The sequence below is a fragment of the Ensifer sp. Root558 genome (assembly GCF_001427045.1).
GTDB lineage: Bacteria > Pseudomonadota > Alphaproteobacteria > Rhizobiales > Rhizobiaceae > Ensifer > Ensifer adhaerens.
On record NZ_LMGC01000001.1, the window covers coordinates 1,014,540 to 1,039,252 of the forward strand.

A 24,713-nucleotide genomic window follows, 5' to 3' on the forward strand; every position below is an offset into this window, starting at 1 on the left:
ACCAATGGATATTCAGCGCCTCAAACCGCACCTTCCCTGGATAACGCTCCTGGTGCTCGTCGCCGTCGTCGGCATCACCGATCCCGGTTTCCTGCGACCCACGAACCTTCTCGGCATTGCCGGCGACATCGTGCCACTCTTCATCATGGCGCTCGGTCTCACTTTCGCCATCTATATCGGCGGCATCGACCTGTCGGCCCAGTCGATGGCGAACATGGTGACGGTCATCGCCTCGGTTTACCTTGCCTCGCTCGGTGCCTGGGTTGCCGTACTTTGCGTCGTTGCCGGCTTTCTCCTTGGCACGCTATCCGGCTTTGTGACGACACGGCTTTTCGTGCCGTCCTTCATCTCCACGCTTGCGGTCGGCGGCGTTGCGTTCTCGGTTGCGCAGTGGCTTTCGGGTCAGCGCGCGCTCAACATGGACGCCGCTCAGCGCAACGAAACCTTCGGCTGGATGATTGGTCATACTTGGGGCGTCCCCAACGAACTCTTGATTGCCGCGGGGCTCGTGGCCCTCTGCCTCTTCATCGAACGGCGCACGACGCTCGGCCGCGTTTTGAAGGCGGTCGGTGCCGGCGAATTGGCCGCCGCCGCGTCCGGTATCGATGTTGCGCGCTACAAGATCCTTGCATTCGCGATCTCCGGTGCACTTGCGTCCATTGCCGGCCTGCTCTTTGCGGTCAAGCTCTCCGGCGGCGCACCGACGATCGCCAATGGATTCCTGTTGCCGGCAATCGTTGCCGTGCTGGTCGGTGGCACGCCTTTGACGGGCGGTGTCGGCGGCGTGATGAACACCGTGGTCGGTACTTTGATCGTTGCGGTCATCCGATCGTCGATGCTGTATTTCGAGATCGACGCGACCCGGCAGCAGATCGTCTTCGGCGTCGTGTTGATCATTGCCATTGCCCTGACGATCGACCGCGCCAAGCTGCGCACCGTGAAGTAGGAGAGTTGCAATGACGACCATGCGCGCCGCCGTGCTCACTGCCCCGAAACGCTTCGAGGTTCGGGAGGTCGCCATGCCGATCGTCGGACCGGACGATGTGCTCGTCCGGGTCGCGCGCACGGGCATCTGCGGTACGGACATTCATATCTTCAACGGCCACTACGCGGCTGACCGGCTTCCGCTCGTCCCAGGACACGAGTTCTGCGGAACGATCGCCCAGCTTGGCGCCAACGTCCGCCATCTTGCGGCCGGAGCACGCGTGGTGGTCGATATCAACATCGGCTGCGGCAGCTGCTATTGGTGCCGTCGCAACGAGGTTCTGAACTGCGCCGAGGTTACGCAGGTCGGTATCGGTCGGGACGGCGCCTTTGCCGAATATGTAGCGGTTCCGGCGCGACTGGCGATCCCGGTTCAGGCTGATATCGCCGATGCGGTGCTTGCGCTCACGGAGCCGGTCGCCTGCGTCGTTCGTGCGGCGCGCAAGGCGCGGGCGACGTTCGGCCAATCGGTCCTCATCTTCGGCGCCGGACCGATCGGAAACCTGCATGTGCAGATGATGCGCCTTGTCGGCGCGGCGCCGATCATTGTCGCCGACCTTTCGCCAGACCGTTGCCGCATGGCGATCGAGGCCGGGGCGGATGCGGCGGTGTCGGATCCAACCGAACTGAAAGCCGTGGTTCACAAGAGGACCGGCGGACGCGGGGCGGATCTCGTGATCGAGAGCGTCGGCAACCGGAAGCTCTACGAACAGGCATTCGATCTTGCGCGACGCGGCGGCCATGTCGCCTTTTTCGGCATCACCCCGCCCGGCGAGACCGTAGCTCTCGACAGCCTGCGAACGGTGTTGGAAGAAGGGAGCCTCAAAGGTTCTGTTGCCGGGATGGGCGAGGATATGCACGACGCACTCACGCTTCTGTCGCATGGCCGGTTCCGCACGCAGGATTTCACCAAGGCAAGCTATCCGCTGGAGGCCATTCAGGAAGCCTTCGAGACGATCGGCGAGCGGCCGCAACACCTGAAGACCCAGATCGCCATCGCGGCGTAAACTATCGAAGTGGAGGTACCAGATGGACCAGACGAAGACGTTTCTTGCTCCCCCGTCCGCAGCGCGCAGCTTCGGGTTCTTCATCGACGGGCAGTGGAAAGAAGGGACCGACCACTTCGAACGCGCCTCGCCAGGCCATGGTACGCCGGTCACGCGCACCGTTCGCTGCACGATCGATGATCTGAACGCGGCGGTAGCTGCGGCGCGCAATGCCTTCGAGGACCGCCGCTGGTCCGGGCTTTCCGGGGCTGCGCGCGCCAGCGTTCTCTTGCGCGTCGCCGAAATCCTGCGTCGCCGCCGGGACGAGATCGCCTATTGGGAGACGCTCGAAAACGGCAAGCCGATCTCGCAGGCGCGCGGCGAGATCGATCATTGCATTGCCTGTTTCGAGGTCGGCGCCGGTGCCGCCCGCCTCCTGCACGGCGACAGCTTCAATTCGCTCGGTGACGACCTGTTCGGTATGGTGCTGCGCGAGCCGATCGGTGTCATCGGCCTGATCACGCCCTGGAACTTCCCGTTCCTGATCCTGTGCGAGCGCGTGCCTTTCATCCTGGCGTCCGGCTGCACCATGGTGGTGAAGCCGTCTGAAGTCACCTCCGTGACCACGCTGCTTCTGGCCGAGGTTCTGGCGGAAGCCGGCCTGCCTGCCGGCGTCTACAATGTCGTCACCGGTTCCGGCCGCTCGATCGGGCAGGCGCTTGCCGAACATCCTGACGTCGACATGCTTTCCTTCACGGGATCGACGGCCGTTGGGCGCTCCTGCGTCCACGCTGCCGCCGACAGCAACTTCAAGAAGCTGGGCCTCGAGCTCGGTGGCAAAAACCCCATCATTGTCTTTGCCGACTCCGACCTTGAGGATGCCGCTGACGGCGCCGCTTTCGGCATCAGCTTCAACACCGGACAATGCTGCGTTTCGTCGTCGCGCCTGATCGTCGAGCGTTCTGTCGCGGCGGAGTTCGAAAAACTCCTGGTCGAGAAGATGAAAAAGATCCGGGTCGGCGATCCCCTGGACGAAGGCACCCAGGTGGGCGCCATCACCACTGAGGCCCAGAACGCCACGATCCTGGACTATATCGCCAAGGGCAAGGCGGCAGGCGCCAAGCTTCTCACTGGTGGCGAGACGATCGATCTTGGCCACGGCCAGTACATCGCACCGACGCTTTTCTCCGGCGTTTCCCGCGACATGGCGATTGCGCGCGACGAGATTTTCGGCCCGGTTCTGTGCTCCATGCATTTCGACACGGTCGAGGAAGCCATCCAGCTCGCCAATGATACGGTCTACGGCCTGGCGGCGAGCGTGTGGACGAAGAACATCGACAAGGCACTGACCGTGACACGGAAAGTGCGTGCCGGCCGCTTTTGGGTCAACACGATCATGGCGGGTGGCCCTGAGATGCCGCTCGGTGGTTTCAAGCAGTCCGGTTGGGGCCGTGAGGCCGGCGTCTACGGGGTTGAGGAGTATACGCAGGTGAAGTCCGTTCACGTCGAGATCGGCAAGCGTTCGCATTGGATTGCATGATGTCGCAAGGCTATGATTATGTGATCGTCGGAGGCGGTTCCTCCGGTTGCGTATTGGCGGCGCGACTCTCTGAAAATCCGTCGGCGCGCGTCTGCCTCATCGAGGCCGGCGGGCGCGACAGTCATCCGCTGATCCACATGCCCGTCGGCTTTGCCAAGATGACCGCCGGTCCGTTGACCTGGGGACTGAAAACCGCGCCCCAGAAACACGCCAACAACCGTGAAATCCTCTACGCCCAGGCAAAGGTGCTCGGCGGTGGCTCCTCGATCAATGCGGAGGTGTTCACGCGTGGGCATCCTGGTGATTACGACCGCTGGGTCGAGGAGGGGGCTGACGGCTGGGGGTTCAAGGATATCCAGAAGTACTTCCTGCGCTCCGAGGGCAATACGATCCTCTCGGGCACATGGCACGGAACGGACGGCCCGCTCGGTGTGTCGAACATTCCCGAGCCGCAGCGCATGACGCGCGCCTTCGTGCAAAGCTGCCAGGAACTCGGCATACCCTACAATCCTGATTTCAATGGTCCGCTCCAGGAAGGATCTGGCGTCTACCAGACAACAACCCGGAACAACCGCCGTTGCTCTGCAGCGGTCGGTTATCTCAGGCCGGCCCTGAAGCGCAAGAACCTCACGGTCATCACCGGGGCGCTCGTGCTGCGTGTCGTCTTTGAAGGGCGACGCGCCGTCGGCGTTGACTATCAGGTCGATGGCAAGCGGATGACCGCGCGCGCCGACAGCGAGGTGCTCTTGACCTCGGGTGCGATCGGCACGCCGAAGCTGATGATGCTTTCGGGTGTGGGTCCTGCCGCGGCACTTCGCAGCCACGGCATCGATGTGATCCAGGATCTGGCCGGCGTCGGCGAAAACCTGCAAGACCATTTCGGCGTCGATATCGTCGCGGAGTTGAAAGATCACGACAGCCTCGACAAGTACAACAAGCTGCATTGGTCGATCTGGGCGGGTCTTCAATACACACTGTTTAACTCCGGCCCAATCACCTCCAACGTGGTTGAGGGCGGGGCATTCTGGTACGGCGACAAGACGAGTCCCTATCCGGATCTGCAGTTCCATTTCCTCGCCGGCGCCGGCGCGGAAGCCGGCGTGCCCAGTGTGCCAAAGGGTTCCTCCGGCATTACGCTCAATTCCTACACGTTGCGCCCGAAGTCGCGTGGGACTGTCACTCTTCGCTCAGCGGACCCGCGCGATCTTCCGATCATCGATCCGAACTTCCTTGCCGACCCCGAAGACGTGAAGATCTCGGTCGAAGGCGTCAAGATCAGTCAGGAGATCTTCGCTCAGCCTTCGCTGGAGAAGTACATCAAGATGAGGCACTTCCCGAGCCGGGATGTCCGCACGGAAGCGGACTACGTCGCCTATACCCGCCAGTACGGCCGCACATCCTATCATCCGACGTGCACGTGCAAGATGGGGCGCGACGAGATGTCGGTGGTCGATCCGCAACTGCGCGTGCACGGGCTTGACGGCATCCGCATCTGCGACAGTTCCACCATGCCGAGCCTTGTCGGGTCCAACACCAACGCGGCAACGATCATGATCGGGGAAAAGGCCGCAGACATGATCCGCGGCAATGCCTGATCAGGCTGGCCGATCGTAAAAAAAAGGGCGGCTCGTGGGCCGCCCTTTTTCTATCAGTCCCATTCAGGAACCCAGGGAAGTTGTCCTGGTTTGATGATGCGGTAACCGGTGGCCGTCAGCGCGTCGATCCTTTGCATGTCGATAGACGAGAGAGTGAAATCCATGATCTCGAAGTTCGCGCGGATGTTTGCCGGCTTGGTGGACATGGTATTGAGCGGAACGCCTTTCTGGATAATCCAGCGCAGCGCCACTTGTGCTGCGGACTTGCCGTAGGTCTCGCCGATCTCGGAAAAAAGGCCGTGTTTGAAGATCTCTCCACGGGCGATCGACGCATAGGAGGTGATCGGGATTCCTGTTTCCGCGGCGGCCGCGAGCAATTTCTCCTGGTTGAGTAGCGGGTGGAATTCCACCTGATTGGTCACGAGCGGAACGTCGACGATGGACCGCGCTTCCCGCATCATGGCCGCCGTGTAGTTCGACACGCCGACAGATCTCGTCAGCCCTCGTTCCAGCGCGGATCGAAGCATGCGCAGCGAGGGGGCGATCTCTCCGTTGGCCGGCGGCCAGTGCAAGAGAAGAACGTCGACGCAATCGGTCTTCAGGGCTCGAAGGCTCGTCTCGACCGAGGGGAGAAACGTCTCGTCCGTGTAGTTGTCCGGATGCACTTTCGTGGTGATGCAGAGTTCAGAACGGGGAACGCCGCATTCCGCCAGTGCTTCGCCGGTGTCAGCCTCGTTCCCATACATCTGCGCCGTATCGAAGGCACGATAGCCGACGTCGATAGCGGCCTCGATCGCTCGTCGCAGTTCGTCCCCCTTCAGCGGGTACGTGCCAAAGCCGCGCTGAAAGCTCCTCTGGAAGTAGATGTTCATGCCTCCCCCTTGGTCGATTGCCGAGCTGGCGTCGAATGCCGGTCATTCGAAAATCGCGCCGGCCGGCTTGTCTTGTCGCGAATTAACATATAACTAGTTAGTTACTTCAGGCAATGAAAAACGGAGGATCAGGCGATGAAGAAGGTGAAGAGCGCGCAGGAGGCGGTGCGGCTCATCAAGGATGGCTCGGTCGTCGCCGTGAACTCTTCGTCCGGCCTTTGCTGCCCCGATGCGGTGTTGAAAGCGCTCGGCGAGCGCTTTGACAGCGAAGGCCATCCGCGCGGCCTCACCTCCATTCACCCGATCGCCGCCGGCGACTTTTTCGGGACGCGCGGCGTCGATCACATCGCCAAGCCCGGAATGCTGGTGAAGATAATCGGCGGCTCCTATCCCTCCGGGCCAAGCAACGCCGAGCCGCCGCTCATCTGGCAAATGATCCTGAAGGAGGAACTCGCCGCCTTTAACGTGCCCTCCGGCATCGTCTTCGACATGCTGCGTGAAGGTGCTGCCAAGCGTCCGGGCGTGCTGACGAAGGTGGGGATGGAGACCTTCGTCGATCCCGAACAGGATGGCTGTGCCATGAATGACCGCGCGCGGGCTGAACCGATCGTCAAGCGCGTGTCGTTCGAGGGCGAGGACTGGCTGCATTTTCCGGCCATCCGCCCCGATGTGGCGATCATTCGCGCAACGACCGCCGATGAGAAGGGCAACCTGACCTTCGAACAGGAAGGGGCGACGCTCGGCGCGATGGAAATGGCACTCGCAGCCCGCAATTCCGGCGGTCTTGTGATCGCTCAGGTCAAGCGGGTGGCGGCAAGTGGCACCCTTCGTCCCCACGATGTGCGCGTGCCCGGCATCCTCGTCGACATCATCGTTGAGGCGCCGGATCAGCTGCAGACGACGGCAACGCCCCACGACCCGGCGATCTCGGGCGAGCTCTTCCGGCCGCTCGAGACGTTTCGCACGCCGGCGCTGGACGTCGGCAAGGTGATTGCTCGACGTGTGGCGCAGGAGCTCGAGGATGGCTGGGCAGTCAACATTGGCTTCGGCATATCAGCCAACGTGCCACGGATACTCATCGAGGAAGGGCATCACGGCAAGGTCACCTGGGTGATCGAACAGGGCGCTGTCGGCGGTGTTCCATTGCTCGACTTCAAGTTCGGCTGTGCATCCAACGCCGAGGCCTTCGTCGCCTCGCCGCATCAGTTCTGTTACTTCCAGGCGGGCGGATTTGACTGCTCGCTGCTGTCCTTCCTGGAAATCGACGCCGAGGGCTCGGTCAATGTCAGCCGTCTCGCAGCCACCCCGCACCGCACCGCCGGCGCCGGCGGCTTCGTCGACATCACGTCGCGCGCAAAGAAGATCGTGTTCTCCGGCAATTTCAATGCCGGCGCCAAGATGCGCGTCGACGATGGCCGGCTGGTGATCGACAAGGAGGGGCGCATCGCCAAGTTCGTGCCGAAGGTCGATCAGGTGAGTTTCTCCGGCAAGCGCGCCCGCGCTCAAGGGCAAGACATCAGCTACGTCACGGAGCGCTGCGTCATCCGTCTCGACAGCGAGGGGCTCGTTGTCACCGAAGTTGCGCCGGGTCTCGACCTTCAACGGGACGTGCTTGATCAGGCGGCAACGCCCCTTCGGGTTTCAAAGACGCTGAAGCGGATGGATGGCGCCCTGTTCCGGCCCGAAGCCATGGGGCTTTCGCTGTGAGTGATGCGCGGATTGAACTGGTCGTCACTGATCGCATCGCGCGGCTGACGCTCCGTCGTCCGGAGAAGCTGAATGCGATCGATGCGGATATGGTGGACGCGCTTTTACAGGCCTGTCGCACCATCGAGCGTTCAGACGCGGTCGTGGCCATCCTCTCTGGCGAGGGCGAGAGATCATTTTGTGCAGGTGGTGACATCGACGCATGGAGCAGTCTCGATGCCGACAGGTTCTCCCGTCGCTGGCTGCGTGATGGCCACGACGCCTTCGATGCGCTGGCGCGCCTTTCCGTGCCGCTGATCGCCGTCTTGAACGGGCATGCACTCGGCGGCGGATTGGAACTCGCCGCCTGTGCCGACCTGCGCATAGCCGAGGCGCATGTGAAGATTGGCCAGCCGGAGCCGGGGCTTGGCATCATCCCCGGATGGTCGGGCACGCAACGCGCCTCGCGCCGGTTCGGAGCCCAGCTGGTGCGACGCATGGCGCTTTTCGGCGAGGTCTACGGTGCCGGGGAGGCGCTGTCGCTCGGGCTTGTCGACAGGGTGGTTGTAAAAGGCGAGGGGCTTGCCGCTGCACAAGTCGCTGCCGAGCGGGTGCTGCAACGTTCGCCGCGGGCGACGGAACTCACCAAGATGCTGATCAATGCGGCCGAGGGTGAAGAGAGCGAACGCGTGGTTGAGGCGCTTGCTGGCGCGGTGGCAGCAGCCTCGAGCGATCTAATGGAGGGGCTTGCGGCCTACCGTCAGAAGCGTTCGCCAAAGTTCAACCGATAGGTCGGCGCCGTTCTCCCGGTGACCCGGCCCTTGATGGCGGTGTGTCATGAAATCTGACGATAAAGAATTCCTCGCAGACCTCTTTCGCGCTGCGATCGAGGCTGCGGACCCGGGAAATGCCCTGCGCGCCCATCTCCCGAGCCAGCCACGCGGACGGACCGTCGTCATTGGGGCGGGCAAGGGGGCGGCCCAGCTCGCCGCCGCTTTCGAAAGGCTCTGGCGCGGTCCGCTCGAAGGCGTTGTCGTCACGCGCTATGGTTATGCCGTCCCGTGCAGGCGTATCCGCGTACTTGAGGCCTCCCATCCCGTGCCCGATGCAGCCGGATTGCAGGCAACAGATGCGCTTTTCGAGGCTGTGCGCGATCTTACCGAAGATGACCTTGTCGTTGCGTTGATCTGCGGTGGCGGTTCGGCCCTGCTGCCGTCTCCGCCGGGCCAGCTCACGCTGGAAGAGGAGGTGCTATTCAACCAGACCCTGCTTGCAAGTGGCGCGCCGATCTCTGTCATGAACGCCATCCGCAAACAGGTCTCGGGTATCAAGGGCGGTCGTCTTGCGGCCGCCTGCCATCCGGCAAAGGTCGTCACCTTGGTGGTGTCGGACGTGCCGGGTGACGATCCGGCGCAGGTTGCCAGCGGGCCGACCATCCCGGACATGACGGATCGCGCGCTGGCGCGGAACCTGGTTAAGACCTGGGGCATTGCCCTTCCGGCGCGGGTTGCCGCGTGGCTGGAGGGCAACGAAGGTCTGGCGCCTCTCCCAGGCGATCCGGTCTTTACGAGGAACGAGGTCCGGGTGATCGCGTCTGCGAACCTCTCGCTGGAGGCCGCCGCCGCCCGCGCTGCGTCACTTGGCGTTCCCGCGGTCATCCTCTCCGATTCGATCGAAGGGGAGGCCCGCGATGTCGCGCGCGTTCACGCGGCCATTGCGCGTGAAGTCGCCGGTCGCGGCCGGCCGTTCTCGCGCCCTGTCGTCATTCTTTCGGGTGGAGAAACCACCGTCACGATCAAAGGCGGCGGCAAGGGTGGGCGCAACACGGAGTTTCTGCTTTCCCTCGCTGTTGCGGCCGACGGGATCGGCTTCTCCGCAATCGCCGCCGATACCGATGGCATCGATGGCTCGGAAGACAATGCCGGCGCCTTTGCCGACGGGCAGAGCATGGCGCGCTTGCGCAACCTGGGGTGCGATCCTTCGGCCCTGCTTGCCGACAATGACGCCTGGACGGCCTTCCATCATCTCGGCGACCTGTTCGTTCCCGGGCCGACCGGAACCAACGTCAACGACTTCAGGGCAATCCTGATCCGCTAACCCGCGCCGTTGCCGGCGCGGGTTCGGCGTTGCTCAGGCCGGAACGGGCGCGTCGTCGCGCAGGAGGCCCTTGTGCTTCAGGTCCGCCCAGAAATCTGTCGGGATCGGATGCGAGAACCAGGCCAGGTTCTGCTCCAGCTGTTCGATCGTGCGCGTACCCGCCATGAAGGATGGAACGGCGGGATGGGCGACAACAAACTGCAGCGCGGCTGCGGCCAGCGGCACGTTATAGGCAGCGCAGACGGCTTCGATCCTTGCAACTTTTTCAAGGATTTCGCGCGGTGCCGGCGAATAGTTGTACTTCGCACCTTCCCTGGCGCCGGTCGCGAGGATCCCTGAATTAAAGCCGCCGCCCACGACAACGGCGGCGCCGCGCTCCTGGCAGAGCGGCAGAAAGCTATCAAGCGCATCCTGTTCGAGTAGCGTATAGCGCCCCGCCAGCAGGAAGCAGTCGAAGTCGCGACGCAGCAACGCTTGCTCGCAGACCTGCCATTCATTGACGCCCACACCGATGGCCTTCACGACCTTCTCGGCTCGCAATCTTTCCAGCGCCCGCCAGGCGCCGTCCATCGCCTGCTCGAACACTTCAGGTTGCTCGCTGCCGCGCGTGAAGGCGTCGATATCGTGGATGAAACACATGTCCATGCGCTCCAGTCCCAGTCGTTGCAAGCTGTCCTCGAAAGCCCGCATCGTCCCGTCGTAGCTGTAGTCAAAATGCATCGTGAAAGGTGCGGCATTCGTCCAGGGGGCAAAATCGATCGTGTCGCGCCGCGCCGGGCGCAAACGCCGGCCCACCTTGGAGGCGAGCACGAAGTCGTCACGTTCCTTCCAGCGCAGCGCATGACCCGTGCGCAGCTCGGCGAGGCCATGGCCATACATCGGGGCGGTGTCGAAGAAGCGGACGCCGGCCTCCCAGGCGCGCGCGAACATTGCTTCCGAGGTCGCCTCGTCGATCTCGCGAAAGATGTTGCCGAGGGGTGCCGTTCCGAAGCCGAAGGCGGTCACCTCCAGCTCCGTCCTTCCGAATTTTCTCTTTTGCCCAGGGTGCATGTTTTCCTCCATAAGTAACTGAATGGTGAATAGTATGCATGGCCCTAAACGGCTGTGCAAGCAGCATCCTTTTCGGCCTCCAAGTTTTTCGTCTTGACGACATCCGGCTTCAGAATATATGTAACTAGATAGTTACTAGATGAGGCGAGGCAGATGTATCTCACCGAAACGCAGGAGCAGGTGCGCGACATGGCGCGTGCCTTTGCCGACGAAATGATCCGCCCGATGGCAGAGGAGCTCGACCGCGAGGAGCGCTTCCCGGTGGGGCTTTACGATGAAATGGCAAAGCTCGGCCTTTTTGGCATCGGCGTGCCGGAAGAACTCGGCGGGCCGGGGTTCGATACGCTCACTTACGCGCTTGTCATGGAGGAGCTGAGCCGCGGCTACGCATCCGTCGCCGACCAGTGCGGCCTGATCGAGCTCATCTCGACCTTGCTCGTCCGCCACGGGACCGAAAGCCAGCAGGCGATGTTGCCGGATATCCTCGGCATGCGCGCCAAGGTCGCCTATTGCATCACCGAGCCGGAAGCCGGCACTGACGTTTCGGGCATCCGCACCACGGCAGAGCGTGATGGCAACGGCTGGCGGCTCAATGGCGGCAAGATCTGGATCCACAACGCGCCGGTCGCTGACTACGGCTTCGTACTGGCCAGGACCGACAAGGAAGCGGGAAACCGCGGCATGTCGATCTTCATCGTCGACCTGCACGCCGCGGGTGTCGAAAAGGGGCCCAAGGAACACAAGATGGGACAGCGGGCGAGCCAGGTCGGCGCGCTGAATTTCGACGACGTCAAGCTTTCGGCCGACGCTCTCTTGGGCACGGAAGGCCGCGGCTTCCACATGATGATGTCGGTGCTCGACAAGGGTAGGGTCGGCATCGCGGCGCTCGCCGTCGGTATCGCCCAGGCGGGGCTCGAAGCGGCGCTCGACTATGCCGGGACACGCAAGCAGTTCGGCAAGGCCATCGCTGATTTCCAGGGTGTGCAGTGGCTCCTTGCCGACATGGCGAAGGACATCGAGGCTGCCCGTCTGCTCGTCCATTCGGCCGCTTCCAAGATCGATAGCGGCGCCGACGCCACCAAGGCCTGTTCGATCGCCAAGTGCTTTGCCGGTGATGTGGCCGTGCAGCGGACGGCCGATGCAGTGCAGGTCTTTGGCGGCTCCGGCTACATTCGCGGGTTCGAAGTCGAACGCCTCTACCGCGATGCGAAAATCACGCAGATCTATGAGGGCACGAACCAGATCCAGCGCATGATCATCGCGCGCGAACTCCTGAAGAAGGGCGCACGGGCATGACCGGGTCTGAGCCTCGCCCCGTCGCACTGGTGACGGGTTCCTCGCGCGGGATCGGGCTTGCCGCCGCAGAAGCCCTGGCGCGGGAAGGATTTGCGGTCGCGCTCAACGGACTGCCGGATGATGCCGAGCTGCCGTCAGCAGTCGAGCGGATCGCCGCTTACGGTGTCCCGGTCATGGCTGCGGCCTTCGATGTCAGCGCGATTGCCGGCCACGATAGCGCGCTCGCAGCGATTGAAGCAGAACTGGGCCAGATCACGACGCTCGTCAACAATGCGGGTGTCGGCGTTCTCAGGCGCGGCGACATGCTGGAGGTGTCGGAGGAAAGCTGGGATCGCTGCTTCGCCGTCAACACCAAGGGCATGTTCTTTCTGAGCCAGGCCTTTGCCCGGCGTCTTGTCGCCCGTAGCAAGGGCGCGCTCTTCCATTCGATCATCAATGTCACCTCGTCGAATGCCGTCGCGGTGGCCGAACAGCGGTCGGAGTACTGTGCGTCGAAGGCGGCAGCCGCGATGGTCTCCAAGACGCTCGCCGTCCGGCTTGGACGGGAAGATGTCGCCGTCTACGACGTCCAGCCTGGTCTGATCGCCACGGAGATGACCGCACCCGTCATCGACGCCTATCGCGAGCGGGCGGAGGAGGGGCTCACGCTCTTCCCGCGCGTCGGAAGGCCCGAGGAAGTCGGTGCCCTGATCGCATCGCTTGCGGCGGGGCGTCTTCCCTACACCACCGGAATGACGATCCCGGCTGACGCCGGCATGCTCGTCCCGCGCTTTTGAGGTCCCCATGAAAATCGCGCTTCCCGATACTGATGGACGCCTGTCCGACTATGCCCTCATCGGCACGCCGATCGCGGCTGCGACACTTGGCAGGAACCCGGCGCGTGTCGTCTATTCCGCGGCTCACGTGGTCGCCGACCCGTTCACAGCCAGCGATCCGTCCGGCCGCGCCGCCGTCGACTGGGAAAAAACCATGGAGTTCCGCCGCTATCTCGCGGGCCTCGGGCTCGGCATCGCCGAGGCGATGGATACGGCGCAGCGCGGCATGGGCCTCGACTGGCCGGGCGCTCTGGAACTGATCCGCCGCACGCGGGAAGAACTGCCGGACGCCGTCGTCGCCAATGGCTGCGGCACTGATCATCTCGACCCGGCGACCGTCACCAGTATCGAAGATGTTCGGAGAGCCTATCTGGAACAGGTCGAGGCGATCCAGAAGGTCGGCGGGCGACTTATCCTCATGGCGTCTCGTGCCCTGGTGCGGGTCGCTGAGCGACCGGACGATTACGTCAAGGTCTACTCCGATGTGCTAGCCGCCTGTGACGCGCCTGTGATCCTGCACTGGCTGGGCGAGATGTTCGATCCGCAGCTCGCCGGCTATTGGGGCAGCAGGGATTTCGACCCGGCGATGCAGACCGCGCTTGCCGTCATCAACGCAGATGCAGCCAAGGTCGACGGCATAAAAATCTCCCTTCTCGACAAGGAGAAGGAAATCGTCATGCGCCGCCTGCTGCCTGCCGGCGTTAAGATGTACACGGGTGACGACTTCAACTATCCCGAACTGATCGAGGGCGACAGCGAAGGATTTTCGCATGCCTTGCTCGGTATATTCGACCCCCTGGCCCCGGCTGCGGCTTACGCGGTGGAGAGGCTTGGCGAAGGGGATCGCGCAGGCTTTCGCGCAACGCTTGATCCGACCGTGCCGCTTGCGCGGCTGATCTTCCGGGCACCGACGCAGTACTACAAGACCGGAGTCGTCTTCCTTGCCTGGCTGAACGGCTTTCAGGATCACTTCGTGATGTTGAATGGCGCGCAGGCCATGCGGCCACTGCCTTACTTCGTCGAGCTGTTCAGGCTCGCTGACCAATGCGGGCTCTTGCGCGATCCGGCGCTTGCCGTGGATCGGATGAAGAAGCTGCTTGCGCTCTATGGAGCGTAGCCATGCGTGATTTCACCACCGACCATTCCGCCCTGGCGCTGAACACCGCCAGCCTCGGGCACAACCTCGATGGCCATGGGGCGGGCTGGTCGCCCGAGCGCATTATCGACGCCTGTGCGGAACGCGGCTTCGGCTCGATCGTCTTCTGGCGCCGCGAGATCGGCTCGCGCGCGATTGAAATCGGCGAACGAGCGCGGGCAAGCGGCCTCTCGATTGCCGGTCTCTGCCGCACACCGTTTCTCGTCGGTGCGGAAGCTGTCGATCGACAAAGCGTCATCGACGAGGCGAAGGCCGCGATCGACATGGCCGCGGGACTTGGAGCATCGGTGCTGACGATCGTCGTCGGCGGCGTGCATCCGGGAACCAAGGGCACGGGAGAGAGCCTGAAGATCGTCGCCGATCGTGTCGGCGAGATCGCGCCCTATGCCGCCGGCCGAAACGTCAATCTGGCACTCGAGCCGCTCAATCCTGTTTATGCGGGGAACCGGTCCTGCCTGACGACGCTGCGCGATGCCGTCGATATTTGTGATGTGGTCGGGGCGACCAATCTCGGCGTCGCCATAGACGTCTACCATGTGTGGTGGGACAGCGAGATCCAAGCCCAGTTGCAGCGCGCGGGCGCCGAGCGGATCTTCGGCTATCACCTCTGCGACTGGCTCGCCGACACGCGCGACGTGCTTCTCGATCGCGGCATGATGGGCGATGGGGTCGCTGACCTGAAGTCGCTGCGACGGAGCGTCGAAGACGCGGGTTATGCGGGTCCCTGCGAGGTCGAGATCTTTTCCGCAAACAACTGGTGGAAGCGGGACCCGAGCGAAGTCCTCGACGTGATGGTCGAACGCTTCCGCACAATCTGCTGACGATTTGGCTGCTGACGATTTGGGAGGCAAACATGAAGATCCTGGTCACCGTCAAGCGGGTCGTTGACTACAACGTCAAGATCCGGGTGAGTGAAGATGTCGATGAACCCCTTCGACGAAATCTCGGTCGAAGAAGCGCTCAGGCTGAAGGAAGCCGGCAAGGCTGAGGAAGTCGTCGTCGTTTCCGTCGGTCCGGCCAAGGCCGAAGAGACGCTGAGAACTGCGCTTGCCATGGGTGCCGACCGCGCCATCCTGGTCGAGACCGAAGACCAGGTCGAGCCGCTCGCCGTTGCCAAGATCGTCAAGGGTGTGGCCGAGGCCGAACAGCCGGGCCTGATCATCGTCGGCAAGCAGGCGATAGACGACGACAGTAACCAGACCGGCCAGATGCTGTCCGCTCTGCTCGGCTGGGCGCAAGGGACCTTTGCCTCCAAGGTCGAGATCGGCGACGGCAAGGCGCCAGAGTGCACAGCAAGGGTGACGCGCGAAGTCGACGGCGGTCTGCAGACGATCGACATCAAGCTGCCGGCCGTCGTCACCACCGACCTGCGTTTGAACGAGCCGCGCTACGCCTCCGGTCTGCAGACGATCGACATCAAGCTGCCGGCCGTCGTCACCACCGACCTGCGTTTGAACGAGCCGCGCTACGCCTCACTGCCGAACATCATGAAGGCAAAGAAGAAGCCGCTCGACAAGAAGTCGCCGGCCGACTTCGGCGTCGACACCGCTGCCCGCCTCAAGGTGCTGAAGACCGAGGAGCCGTCGGGCCGCAAGGCCGGCATCAAGGTCAAGTCGGTCGCCGAGCTCGTCGAAAAGCTTAAAGTCGAAGCCGGCGTCCTCTGATTTAAGGAAGGGAGATTTTATCATGGCCATTCTTCTTCTGGCTGACCACGACAGCAACCACCTTTCCGACCAGACCGCCAAGGCGCTGAGCGCCGCTTCGAAGATTGGCGGCGATGTGCATGTTCTCGTTGCCGGCGCCGGCTGATTTAAGGAAGGCCTCTGATTTAAGGAAGGGAGATTTTATCATGGCCATTCTTCTTCTGGCTGACCACGACAGCAACCACCTTTCCGACCAGACCGCCAAGGCGCTGAGCGCCGCCTCGAAAATCGGCGGCGATGTGCATGTTCTCGTTGCCGGCGCCGGCGCGAAGCAGGCTGCCGAACAGGCGTCCAAGCTTGCAGGCGTTTCCAAGGTGCTCGTTGCCGACGACGCGTCGCTTGCCAACAACCTTGCCGAGCCGCTCGCTGCCCTGATCGTCTCGCTCGCTGGCAGCTACGACACGATCGTGAGCGCCGCGACCTCGGTCGGCAAGAACGTCATGCCGCGCGTTGCAGCCCTGCTCGACGTCTCTCAGGTCTCGGAAATCATCGAAGTTGTCTCGTCGGATACTTATCTGCGTCCGATCTATGCCGGCAACGCCATCCAGACGGTGCAGACGACCGAAGCCAAACGCGTCATCACCGTGCGCACCGCTTCCTTCGCTTCCGCCCCTGAAGGCGGCTCGGCGGCGATCGAGAGCGTCTCGGCTGCCGCCAACCCCGGCGTTTCCCGCGTCATCACCGTGCGCACCGCTTCCTTCGCTTCCGCCCCTGAAGGCGGCTCGGCGGCGATCGAGAGCGTCTCGGCTGCCGCCAACCCCGGCGTTTCCTCCTTCGTCGCCGACGCCCTGTCGTCGTCCGACCGCCCGGAGCTGACGTCTGCCAAGATCATCATCTCCGGTGGCCGTGCGCTCGGTTCTTCCGAAAAGTTCAGGCAAGTGATCCTGCCGGTTGCCGACAAGCTCGGCGCTGCCGTCGGCGCTTCACGCGCTGCGGTCGACGCCGGTTACGCGCCGAACGACTGGCAGGTCGGCCAGACCGGCAAGGTGGTCGCACCCGATCTCTACATCGCCTGCGGCATCTCCGGTGCCATCCAGCACCTCGCCGGCATGAAGGACTCGAAGTCGAAGGTCATCGTCGCCATCAACAAGGACGAAGAGGCGCCGATCTTCCAGGTCGCCGACTACGGCCTGGTTGCCGATCTCTTCGACGCTCTGCCGGAGTTGCAGAAGGCGCTGTAAGCCCAAATCGATGCCACCCTCCGCACCCATGAAAAGGGCTGGCAAAAGCGGGGACTTGGCATTAACAATCTACCGGGCCGGCCAAACCGGCCCGGTTTGCGTGTCTGATGGCGGCCTTGCCGCCAACCCTTGAAGATGGATGTTCGCCGCGATGATCAAGACGGTCGGAATTATTGGTGCCGGGCAAATGGGCTGTGGCATCGCACATGTTTCGGCAATCGCCGGATACAAGGTGCAGATCTATGATCTGGCCGCCGAACGGATCGAAGCGGGCCTTGCAACCGTCAACGGCAACCTTGCCCGTCAGGTCTCCTCCGGCAAGATGACCGACGAGGCCCGCAAGGCAGCCCTTGCCCTGATCAAGGGCTCTTCCGATATCAACGACCTGTCCCAGGCCGATCTTGTGATTGAAGCCGTCACCGAAGACGAAACGATCAAGCGCAAGATCTACGGTCAGGTTTGTCCGATCCTGAAGCCGGAAGCGATTCTCGCGACGAATACCTCGTCCCTGTCGATCACGCGCCTGGCCTCCGCCACCGATCGCCCCGAGCACTTCATGGGCATCCACTTCATGAACCCGGTTCCGGTGATGAAGCTGGTCGAGCTCGTGCGCGGCATCGCCACGGACGAACAGACCTTCAAGACCGCCAAGGAATTCGTCGCGACGCTCGACAAGACCGTGACAGTCGCCGAAGATTTTCCGGCCTTCATCGTCAACCGCATTCTGCTGCCGATGATCAACGAGGCGATCTATACGCTTTATGAAGGCGTCGGCAGTGTCGAGGCGATCGATACCGCCATGAAGCTCGGCGCCAACCATCCCATGGGCCCGCTGCAGCTTGCCGACTTCATCGGCCTCGACACCTGCCTGTCGATCATGCAGGTGCTCTATGACGGCCTGGCGGACTCGAAGTATCGCCCCTGCCCGCTGCTGGTGAAATATGTCGAAGCCGGCTGGCTCGGCCGCAAGTCCGGACGCGGCTTCTACGACTATCGCGGCGAAGTGCCGGTTCCCACCCGCTAATTCCGTCAGCATTTGACAAGAAAAACCCGGCGATCCGCCGGGTTTTTCTTTGTCCAGATCTAGTCTCCTTCAGCTTCCCGCAGCAGGAGCAAGCGCCGCGCTGATCAGCGCCTTGGCGTCGTCGCTGTCCCAGGCGGCCGGCCCGTTCATCGAGCCGATCAGGCAGCCCTTGTCGTCGAGCAGCAGGGTTGCCGGCAGGCCGAAGGCCAGGCCTTCCTTCTTCATGTTGTTGAACACGCCCATCGAGGCGTCGCGATAATAGCCAAGCTCATGCACGGCCGTCTCGTCGAGGAAAGCCTTCGGCTTCTCGTCGTCGCCGACGTCGATGTTGATCGCCACCACTTCGAACTTGTCGCTGCCGAGCGACTTCTGCAGGGCGTTCAAGGCCGGCATTTCCTCGCGGCAGGGAACGCACCACGTCGCCCAGAGATTGACGAGCAGCGTCTTGCCGGCAAAGGCCGAGACATTGGTCGGCTTGCCGTCCGGACCGTTGAAGTCGAGCGCGATCGGCCGCGGCGACGACGCCGGCGACATCGCGGCGACCTGCCCCTTCATGAAGGGTGTCAGCGCAGCGACCTTGGCCGAGGTCAGCGGGCAACTGGCGGAGGCCGTTTCGGTTGCCTCACCATTGCCAGACCCGGTCTCCTTCACGTATACCGCTGCCGCACCGACGATCACGCCGAACAGGGCGGCGAGCGCGAACAGTTTCACGGCCGGGGGGGATTTCTTCTGGTCGGGCATTTCATTCTCCAAGGCGGGCATTCTTCATGGCTGACGGCAATTCCGAGACGAAATCCTCCAACCAGATGTGGGGCGGTCGCTTTGCCTCGGGTCCGGACGCGATCATGGAGGAAATAAATGCCTCGATCGGCTTCGACAAGAAGCTCTATGCCCAGGACATCCGCGGCTCAATAGCGCATGCGACGATGCTGGCGCATCAAGGCATCATTTCGGCCGACGACAAAGACAAGATCGTTCACGGCCTGAACACGATCCTGTCAGAGATCGAAAGTGGTGCGTTCGAGTTCTCACGCCGCCTCGAAGACATCCACATGAACATCGAGGCCCGGCTCGCGACCCTGATCGGTCCGGCTGCCGGCCGCCTCCACACCGCCCGCTCGCGCAACGATCAGGTGGCGCTCGACTTCCGCCTCTGGGTCAAGGAAGAGCTGCAGCGCACCGAGAAAGCGCTGACGGCGCTGATCGCCGCCTTCCTCGACCGCGCCGAGGAACATGCCGATACCGTCATGCCCGGCTTCACCCATCTGCAGACCGCGCAGCCCGTCACCTTCGGCCATCACTGCATGGCCTATGTCGAGATGTTCGGCCGCGACCGCTCGCGCGTGCGTCACGCCATCGAGCACATGGACGAGAGCCCGATCGGCGCCGCCGCCCTTGCCGGCACCGGATTCCCGATCGACCGTCACATGACCGCCAAGGCGCTCGGCTTTGCCGGCCCGACCCGCAACTCGATCGACACGGTATCGGACCGCGACTTCGCGCTCGAATTCCTGTCGATGGCCTCGATCACTGCCACGCACCTGTCGCGGCTGGCCGAAGAGATCGTCATCTGGTCGACGCCGCAGTTCGGCTTCATCCGCCTGTCGGATGCATTTTCGACCGGCTCCTCGATCATGCCGCAGAAGAAGAATCCCGACGCCGCTGAACTGGTGCGCGCCAAGACCGGCCGCATCAACGGTTCGTTGATCGCGCTGCTCACGGTCATGAAGGGTCTGCCGCTCGCCTATTCCAAGGACATGCAGGAAGACAAGGAACAGGTCTTCGACTCAGCCGAAAGCCTCGAGCTGGCGATCGCCGCCATGACCGGCATGGTTCGTGACATGACCATCCGTAGCGATCGCATGAAGGCCGCCGCCGGCTCCGGCTATTCGACCGCGACCGACCTTGCCGACTGGTTGGTGCGTGAGGCAGGCCTGCCCTTCCGCGACGCCCACCATGTGACCGGCCGCGCCGTGGCGCTTGCTGAACAGAAGGGCTGCGACCTCGCGGATCTTTCGCTTGCCGACCTGCAGTCGATCCACGCCGACATCACCGAGAAGGTCTTCGATGTCCTGACGGTCGAAGCCTCCGTGGCCAGCCGTACCTCCTTCGGCGGCACGGCGCCCAACGAGGTTCGCAAGCAGATCGCCTGGTGGCGCGCCCGCAACTAAGACATCTGCTCCCAAGCCCGCTGCGGGCGGCTCTTCGCCCGCAGAAACAGGGTGCACAAGTGCCTGAAAAATCGGTAAGACATCGCACCTGCATCAGTTCCCGCGAAGGAAAATCACGATGACATTCACGAAGGCGGCCCGGCTTGCACTTCTGCTGGCGATCCCCGGGCTGGTTCTTGTCGGTTGTGGACGCAAGGGCGACCTCGATCGCCCCGGCTCGACCGCGCCGATCAACACCAAGGCGCCGGCAGGAACTGTCGAGCAGAAGGAAAAAGCAGACGAGCGTTCGTTCCTGCTCGATCCCCTCCTCTAGTAGAAATTACGCAATTCCGAACGGAAGCCGCTTCGCACTTTCCTGGAATTGCTCAAAGTCGAGCTGCGTGACGTGAACCATTTTCAATACCGCGACGGAATTCTCTACGCCGAAGATGTGCCGGTGACCGATATCGCCCGCGCCGTCGGCACACCCTTCTACTGCTACTCGACCGCCACGCTCGAGCGCCACTACACGGTGTTCTCCAAGGCTTTCGCCGATGTGGATGCGATGGTTTGCTATGCGATGAAGGCCAACTCGAACCAGGCGGTACTGAAGACGCTCGGCCGCCTCGGCGCCGGCGTCGACGTGGTCTCTGGCGGTGAGCTGCGCCGGGCGCTGGCGGCCGGCATCCCGGCAAACCGCATCATGTTCTCCGGCGTCGGCAAGACGCCGCTGGAAATGGATCTCGCACTGGAAGCCGGCATCTACTGCTTCAACGTCGAGTCCGAGCCGGAACTCGAGGTCCTGAACCAGCGCGCCGTTCGTGCCGGCAAGCGCGCCCATGTGTCCTTCCGCATCAACCCTGATGTTGACGCGAAGACCCATTCCAAGATTTCCACGGGCAAGAAGGAAAACAAGTTCGGCATTTCCTGGGAGCGCGCCCGTGCGGTCTACGCCCATGCCGCAACGCTGCCCGGCATTGAGGTGACCGGCATCGACATGCATATCGGCAGCCAGATCACCGAACTGCAGCCCTTCGACGACGCCTTCAAGCTGCTGCGCGAACTGGTCGATACGCTGCGTTCCGACGGCCACTCGATCGATCACGTCGACATCGGCGGCGGCCTCGGCATTCCCTACAAGGACGACAACAATCCGCCCCCGCTGCCGGACGCCTATGCGGAAATCGTCAAGAGCCAGCTGCAGTCGCTCGGCTGCAAGATCGTCACCGAACCGGGCCGGCTGATCGTCGGCAACGCCGGCATCCTGGTGACCGAAGTCATCTACGTGAAGGACGGCGGCGACAAGACCTTCGTCATCGTCGACGGTGCGATGAACGATCTCATCCGCCCGACCCTCTATGAGGCCTATCACGAGATCCGCCCGGTCCGCATTTCCGCCGCCAACGCGCCGCGCATCCGCGCCGACGTCGTGGGCCCGGTCTGCGAAACCGGCGACTATCTGGCGCTCGACCGCGAGATGGCGATGCCGAAGCCTGGCGATCTCTTTGCCATCAGCTCGGCCGGCGCCTACGGCGCCGTGCAGGCCAGCACCTACAATTCACGCCTCCTGATCCCGGAAGTTCTGGTCAAGGGCGACCGTTTCCACGTCGTTCGCCCGCGTCAGGACTATGACGCGTTGATCGGTCTCGATTCGGTGCCGGACTGGCTCGACTGACCCGTCCGGGCGCGACAACGACAATCTGTGGATCGGCCGCCCGGCCGATCACGATTGTGTTTGCGCCCTCGTCTTCGCCACAAACGATGGTATCCTGAACGCAAGCGGGATAGGCGAAGTTGCGTGCATTTTTGAGCTCGGCCGTCGCCTCACTACATTGGGTCAGCCACAAGCGTTGATGGGCGACCGAAAGGAAACTTGGGCGGATGACGCAATTCCGGCAGGATGAAACGCCACAACCGAAGCCGTTTTCGAGAACTCTGGCGCTGAAGAGATGGCTGGCGCGCGCGGTGCTGGTCGCCGAGCAGGTCCTGCCGCGTATCCTTCTGCCCGGTGCGATCGCCCTTCTGTTTCTTGCCTTCGCCTGGCTCGGCTTCTTTCGCGCTGCACCTTTCTGGCTACATGCGGTCGCGCTCTTTGCCTTTGCGCTAACCTTCCTCGCCTCTCTCTTACCGCTCAGCCGGTTGCGGCTTCCCGGTAATGCCGATGCCGATCGCATGCTCGAAGAGCGCAATGCGCTGCCGCATCAGGCCATCCGCGTCCAGGACGATCGCCCCGCGACCGACACCCCTCTGGGCGAGGCGCTCTGGCGCGAACACCAGGCGCGCATGGCTCGCATGATCGGCACCCTCGAGACTGGCCTGCCGCGGCCCGATATCGCCAGGCACGATCCCTTCGCGCTCAGGGCCGTGCCTGTGCTGCTCGCTTGCGTCGCCTTTGCCTATTCCTATTCCAACCGCGCCGGATTGCTGAGTGATGCGTTCCGGCTGCCGCAGACGTCGATCGAAGCAGCCAATATCCGCGTCGATGCCTGGGTAACGCCGCCGCCCTATACCGGGCGGGCGCCAATCTTCCTGACGGGCAAGCCGGAAGCCGCCGCTGCCGTGAATGAAGACGCCGGGGCGATCACCATCCCGCAGTTCAGCGACATCACCGTACGGGTCACCGGCGCCGGTGCGGACGCGCCAGTGCGCTACGCGGAAACCGGCGGGAGCAAACCGATCGCCATTCCGGTGGCCGGCGAAAAGGCCGAGGAAAAGCAGAGCAAGCCGAAAGTGGACGATGCCAGCCCGAAGGTTGCCGAAATGGTTGCAACGGAGCCGGCGCGCAGTCCGAATGCCGTGCGCAACCACGTCTACAAGGTCGTCAAGGATGGCGAACTTATCGTCGGCAGCCAGCGCTGGGCGTTCAAGATCACCCCGGACGGCGTGCCTCAGATCGCCTTTGACGGAATCCCCCATCCGACCATCAACGCGGCGCTCGAAATCACGTTTACGGCCAACGACGATTACGGCATCGCCCAGGCCTGGGCGGAGATCAAGCCGCTCGACGAACCGGCGGAAGGCGCCCGCGCGCTCTATCCGCTACCGGAATACCGGCTCGATCTGCCGCGCCGTAACGCGCGCGAGGCAAAGGGCACGACCAGCCGAAACCTCAGCGAGCATCCGCTCGCCGGCAAGCGGGTAGCGGTGACGCTCGTCGCCCGGGATGCTGCCGGACAGGAAGGCCGCAGCCCGCCGCACGACATGATCCTGCCTGCCCGCCAGTTCTCGCAGCCGCTCGCCGGCGCCGTCGCCGAACAGCGTCAGGTTTTCGCGCTCAATGCCAACGACCTGCCGCGCGCCATCGACCTCAACGACGCCGTCACGGCGCTTGCTGAGGACTGGATCCCGAACCTCACTCATTTCCTGCTGTTGAAATCGGCGCGCACCCGGATGGCGCTCGCCTATAACGACGACATGTTGCGCGATGCCGCCGGATACCTCTGGGAGATCGCGCTCGGCATCGAGGACGGCGACCTGTCGCTTGCCGAGCGCCGCCTGCGCGAAGCCCAGCAGGCGCTGTCGGACGCCTTGGAGCGCAACGCTTCGGACCAGGAAATCGCCAAGCTGATGCAGGAACTGCGCCAGGCGATGCAGGAATACATGCAGGCGCTCGCCGAGCAGGCGATGAAAAATCCACGCATGACCGGCAAGCTCGACCCGAACAACATCCTCCGCCAGCAGGACCTCGAGAAGATGATGAACCAGATCGAGAATCTGGCGCGCTCGGGCGCGCGCGATCAGGCACAGCAGATGCTCTCGGAACTGCAGCGCATGATGAACAACCTGCAGGCTGGCCGTAGCCAGCAGCAGATGGGCGAGCAGAACGACGCCATGCGCCAGCAGATGGACAAGCTCGGCAAGCTGATGCAGCAACAGCAGCAGTTGATGGACGAGACCTTCAAGTTCGACCAGGCCCTGCGTGACCGGATGCACCGGGGCGACCCGCTGCAGGGCGAAGACAACGAGCTCTTCGGTCAGGAAATGCCGCAGGACCCAGGTCAGCAGGGCGATCCGAATGGTCAGCCCAACCCACTCGACAACATGACCGCCGAACAGCTCAAGGATGCACTGAAACAGCTGAAAGAGCAGCAGGACGCGCTCGGAAAACAGCTCGGTGAGCTGAACAAGGGCCTGGAAAGCATGGGCATCAAGCCCGGCAAGGGCTTCGGCGAAGCCAAGCGCGAAATGGACGGCGCTTCCGGCGCGCTCGGCAAGGGCCAGGGCGAACAAGCCGTCGGCAATCAGGGCCGCGCGCTACAGGCCCTGCGCCAAGGCGCCCAAGATATGATGAACCAGATGCAGGGCCAAGGTCAGGGCGGCCCTGGCATGGGTGTTCCGCAATACGGTCAAAACGGCCGCGATCCTTTGGGACGACGGCAACAGAATCTCGGCCCGAATTTCGGCGACCAGGTCAAGGTTCCAGACGAGATCGATTCTCAGCGCGCCCGACAAATCCTTGACGAGATTCGCCGCAGGCTGGGCGACAGCCTGTCGCCGGAGCAGGAGCGCCAGTACCTCGAACGCCTGCTCGACATGCGCTGAGCCGAGCGCCCGGCTCAGCCCTTTGCCTCATCACGG

General features: G+C 63.1%; 20 protein-coding genes and 2 pseudogenes. 19 read left to right on the top strand and 3 right to left on the bottom strand.

Annotated features, from left to right (window positions below; all coding sequences use genetic code 11):
- Positions 1-4: 4 nt before the first annotated feature.
- Genes ASD63_RS05030 through ASD63_RS05045 form a run of 4 tightly spaced genes read left to right on the top strand, consistent with a single transcriptional unit; the run spans position 5 to position 5,105 of the window.
- Positions 5-946: an ABC transporter permease gene (locus tag ASD63_RS05030; RefSeq protein ID WP_034801563.1), complete on the top strand. Its 942-nt coding sequence runs from the start codon at positions 5-7 to the stop codon at positions 944-946.
- A gap of 10 nt (positions 947-956) precedes the next feature.
- Entirely contained in the window at positions 957-1,991 is a 1,035-nt protein-coding gene (locus ASD63_RS05035) for an alcohol dehydrogenase catalytic domain-containing protein (RefSeq protein ID WP_060528840.1), read from the top strand.
- 22 nt (positions 1,992-2,013) lie between these two features.
- Entirely contained in the window at positions 2,014-3,510 is a 1,497-nt protein-coding gene (locus ASD63_RS05040; RefSeq protein WP_034801567.1) for an aldehyde dehydrogenase family protein, read from the top strand.
- Positions 3,510-5,105, top strand: a complete 1,596-nt coding sequence (locus ASD63_RS05045; protein WP_034801605.1) for a GMC family oxidoreductase N-terminal domain-containing protein — start codon at positions 3,510-3,512, stop codon at positions 5,103-5,105. Before ASD63_RS05040 ends, ASD63_RS05045 begins: the two co-directional genes overlap by 1 nt.
- A 53-nt stretch (positions 5,106-5,158) precedes the next feature.
- On the opposite strand, the gene ASD63_RS05050 is transcribed toward ASD63_RS05045, so the two are convergent.
- Entirely contained in the window at positions 5,159-5,977 is an 819-nt protein-coding gene (locus ASD63_RS05050) for an aldo/keto reductase (RefSeq protein ID WP_060528841.1), read from the bottom strand.
- A gap of 135 nt (positions 5,978-6,112) precedes the next feature.
- Here ASD63_RS05050 and ASD63_RS05055 point away from each other — a divergent pair, with 135 nt between their 5' ends.
- From ASD63_RS05055 to ASD63_RS05065, 3 genes are read left to right on the top strand one after another with little or no spacing between them, the layout of a single operon-like run.
- Entirely contained in the window at positions 6,113-7,684 is a 1,572-nt protein-coding gene (locus ASD63_RS05055; RefSeq protein WP_060528842.1) for an acyl CoA:acetate/3-ketoacid CoA transferase, read from the top strand.
- On the top strand, positions 7,681-8,454 hold the full coding sequence (locus ASD63_RS05060) for an enoyl-CoA hydratase/isomerase family protein (protein ID WP_060528843.1): 774 nt from the start codon (positions 7,681-7,683) through the stop codon (positions 8,452-8,454). Before ASD63_RS05055 ends, ASD63_RS05060 begins: the two co-directional genes overlap by 4 nt.
- A gap of 46 nt (positions 8,455-8,500) precedes the next feature.
- Complete coding sequence (locus ASD63_RS05065) at positions 8,501-9,760, top strand: glycerate kinase (protein WP_060528844.1); 1,260 nt, start codon at positions 8,501-8,503, stop codon at positions 9,758-9,760.
- A gap of 33 nt (positions 9,761-9,793) precedes the next feature.
- On the opposite strand, the gene ASD63_RS05070 is transcribed toward ASD63_RS05065, so the two are convergent.
- Positions 9,794-10,810, bottom strand: a complete 1,017-nt coding sequence (locus ASD63_RS05070; protein ID WP_060528845.1) for an aldo/keto reductase — start codon at positions 10,808-10,810, stop codon at positions 9,794-9,796.
- Positions 10,811-10,963: 153 nt separating this feature from the next.
- On the opposite strand from ASD63_RS05070, the gene ASD63_RS05075 reads away from it, so the two are divergent.
- The 8 genes and pseudogenes from ASD63_RS05075 to ASD63_RS05105 all read left to right on the top strand — a co-directional run bounded on the left by ASD63_RS05075 (position 10,964) and on the right by ASD63_RS05105 (position 17,985).
- On the top strand, positions 10,964-12,106 hold the full coding sequence (locus ASD63_RS05075; protein ID WP_060528846.1) for an acyl-CoA dehydrogenase family protein: 1,143 nt from the start codon (positions 10,964-10,966) through the stop codon (positions 12,104-12,106).
- Entirely contained in the window at positions 12,103-12,882 is a 780-nt protein-coding gene (locus ASD63_RS05080; RefSeq protein WP_060528847.1) for a 3-ketoacyl-ACP reductase, read from the top strand. The genes ASD63_RS05075 and ASD63_RS05080 overlap by 4 nt, the downstream gene beginning before the upstream one ends.
- A gap of 7 nt (positions 12,883-12,889) precedes the next feature.
- Positions 12,890-14,038 carry a dihydrodipicolinate synthase family protein gene (locus ASD63_RS05085; protein ID WP_060528848.1) on the top strand — a complete coding sequence of 383 codons (1,149 nt, stop codon included), beginning with the start codon at positions 12,890-12,892 and terminating at the stop codon, positions 14,036-14,038.
- Between the two features lie 2 nt (positions 14,039-14,040).
- The gene (locus ASD63_RS05090) at positions 14,041-14,898 is read left to right on the top strand and encodes a sugar phosphate isomerase/epimerase family protein (RefSeq protein WP_060528849.1); all 858 of its coding nucleotides are present in this window, start codon (positions 14,041-14,043) and stop codon (positions 14,896-14,898) included.
- A gap of 32 nt (positions 14,899-14,930) precedes the next feature.
- Positions 14,931-15,741: pseudogene (locus ASD63_RS05095) on the top strand (electron transfer flavoprotein subunit beta/FixA family protein).
- Between the two features lie 22 nt (positions 15,742-15,763).
- A pseudogene (locus tag ASD63_RS34905) lies at positions 15,764-15,883 on the top strand (electron transfer flavoprotein subunit alpha/FixB family protein); the annotation flags it as partial.
- Between the two features lie 43 nt (positions 15,884-15,926).
- Positions 15,927-16,961 carry an electron transfer flavoprotein subunit alpha/FixB family protein gene (locus tag ASD63_RS05100; RefSeq protein WP_060528850.1) on the top strand — a complete coding sequence of 345 codons (1,035 nt, stop codon included), beginning with the start codon at positions 15,927-15,929 and terminating at the stop codon, positions 16,959-16,961.
- A gap of 151 nt (positions 16,962-17,112) precedes the next feature.
- Positions 17,113-17,985: a 3-hydroxybutyryl-CoA dehydrogenase gene (locus tag ASD63_RS05105; RefSeq protein ID WP_034806743.1), complete on the top strand. Its 873-nt coding sequence runs from the start codon at positions 17,113-17,115 to the stop codon at positions 17,983-17,985.
- A gap of 69 nt (positions 17,986-18,054) precedes the next feature.
- On the opposite strand, the gene ASD63_RS05110 is transcribed toward ASD63_RS05105, so the two are convergent.
- Positions 18,055-18,726 carry a TlpA disulfide reductase family protein gene (locus ASD63_RS05110; protein WP_034806622.1) on the bottom strand — a complete coding sequence of 224 codons (672 nt, stop codon included), beginning with the start codon at positions 18,724-18,726 and terminating at the stop codon, positions 18,055-18,057.
- A gap of 26 nt (positions 18,727-18,752) precedes the next feature.
- Here ASD63_RS05110 and argH point away from each other — a divergent pair, with 26 nt between their 5' ends.
- The 4 genes from argH to ASD63_RS05130 all read left to right on the top strand — a co-directional run bounded on the left by argH (position 18,753) and on the right by ASD63_RS05130 (position 24,677).
- Positions 18,753-20,156, top strand: coding sequence for an argininosuccinate lyase (argH, locus tag ASD63_RS05115; RefSeq protein WP_034806619.1), 1,404 nt, complete (start codon positions 18,753-18,755; stop codon positions 20,154-20,156).
- A gap of 118 nt (positions 20,157-20,274) precedes the next feature.
- Positions 20,275-20,469 (top strand): lipoprotein, encoded by a 195-nt coding sequence (locus ASD63_RS05120; RefSeq protein ID WP_034806616.1) that lies wholly within the window; start codon positions 20,275-20,277, stop codon positions 20,467-20,469.
- 72 nt (positions 20,470-20,541) lie between these two features.
- Positions 20,542-21,810, top strand: a complete 1,269-nt coding sequence (gene lysA, locus ASD63_RS05125; RefSeq protein ID WP_034806740.1) for a diaminopimelate decarboxylase — start codon at positions 20,542-20,544, stop codon at positions 21,808-21,810.
- A 206-nt stretch (positions 21,811-22,016) separates the two neighbouring features.
- Positions 22,017-24,677, top strand: coding sequence for a TIGR02302 family protein (locus ASD63_RS05130; RefSeq protein WP_060528851.1), 2,661 nt, complete (start codon positions 22,017-22,019; stop codon positions 24,675-24,677).
- Positions 24,678-24,713 lie beyond the last annotated feature (36 nt).

Bases quoted from the DNA above. Each gene is read 5' to 3' on its own strand.
- ASD63_RS05030 (WP_034801563.1), top strand. From the start codon at position 5: ATGGATATTCAGCGCCTCAAACCGCACCTTCCCTGGATAACGCTCCTG.
- ASD63_RS05035 (WP_060528840.1), top strand. From the start codon at position 957: ATGACGACCATGCGCGCCGCCGTGCTCACTGCCCCGAAACGCTTCGAG.
- ASD63_RS05040 (WP_034801567.1), top strand. From the start codon at position 2,014: ATGGACCAGACGAAGACGTTTCTTGCTCCCCCGTCCGCAGCGCGCAGC.
- ASD63_RS05045 (WP_034801605.1), top strand. From the start codon at position 3,510: ATGTCGCAAGGCTATGATTATGTGATCGTCGGAGGCGGTTCCTCCGGT.
- ASD63_RS05050 (WP_060528841.1), bottom strand. From the start codon at position 5,977: ATGAACATCTACTTCCAGAGGAGCTTTCAGCGCGGCTTTGGCACGTAC.
- ASD63_RS05055 (WP_060528842.1), top strand. From the start codon at position 6,113: ATGAAGAAGGTGAAGAGCGCGCAGGAGGCGGTGCGGCTCATCAAGGAT.
- ASD63_RS05065 (WP_060528844.1), top strand. From the start codon at position 8,501: ATGAAATCTGACGATAAAGAATTCCTCGCAGACCTCTTTCGCGCTGCG.
- ASD63_RS05070 (WP_060528845.1), bottom strand. From the start codon at position 10,810: ATGCACCCTGGGCAAAAGAGAAAATTCGGAAGGACGGAGCTGGAGGTG.
- ASD63_RS05075 (WP_060528846.1), top strand. From the start codon at position 10,964: ATGTATCTCACCGAAACGCAGGAGCAGGTGCGCGACATGGCGCGTGCC.
- ASD63_RS05080 (WP_060528847.1), top strand. From the start codon at position 12,103: ATGACCGGGTCTGAGCCTCGCCCCGTCGCACTGGTGACGGGTTCCTCG.
- ASD63_RS05085 (WP_060528848.1), top strand. From the start codon at position 12,890: ATGAAAATCGCGCTTCCCGATACTGATGGACGCCTGTCCGACTATGCC.
- ASD63_RS05090 (WP_060528849.1), top strand. From the start codon at position 14,041: ATGCGTGATTTCACCACCGACCATTCCGCCCTGGCGCTGAACACCGCC.
- ASD63_RS05100 (WP_060528850.1), top strand. From the start codon at position 15,927: ATGGCCATTCTTCTTCTGGCTGACCACGACAGCAACCACCTTTCCGAC.
- ASD63_RS05105 (WP_034806743.1), top strand. From the start codon at position 17,113: ATGATCAAGACGGTCGGAATTATTGGTGCCGGGCAAATGGGCTGTGGC.
- ASD63_RS05110 (WP_034806622.1), bottom strand. From the start codon at position 18,726: ATGCCCGACCAGAAGAAATCCCCCCCGGCCGTGAAACTGTTCGCGCTC.
- argH (WP_034806619.1), top strand. From the start codon at position 18,753: ATGGCTGACGGCAATTCCGAGACGAAATCCTCCAACCAGATGTGGGGC.
- ASD63_RS05120 (WP_034806616.1), top strand. From the start codon at position 20,275: ATGACATTCACGAAGGCGGCCCGGCTTGCACTTCTGCTGGCGATCCCC.
- ASD63_RS05130 (WP_060528851.1), top strand. From the start codon at position 22,017: ATGACGCAATTCCGGCAGGATGAAACGCCACAACCGAAGCCGTTTTCG.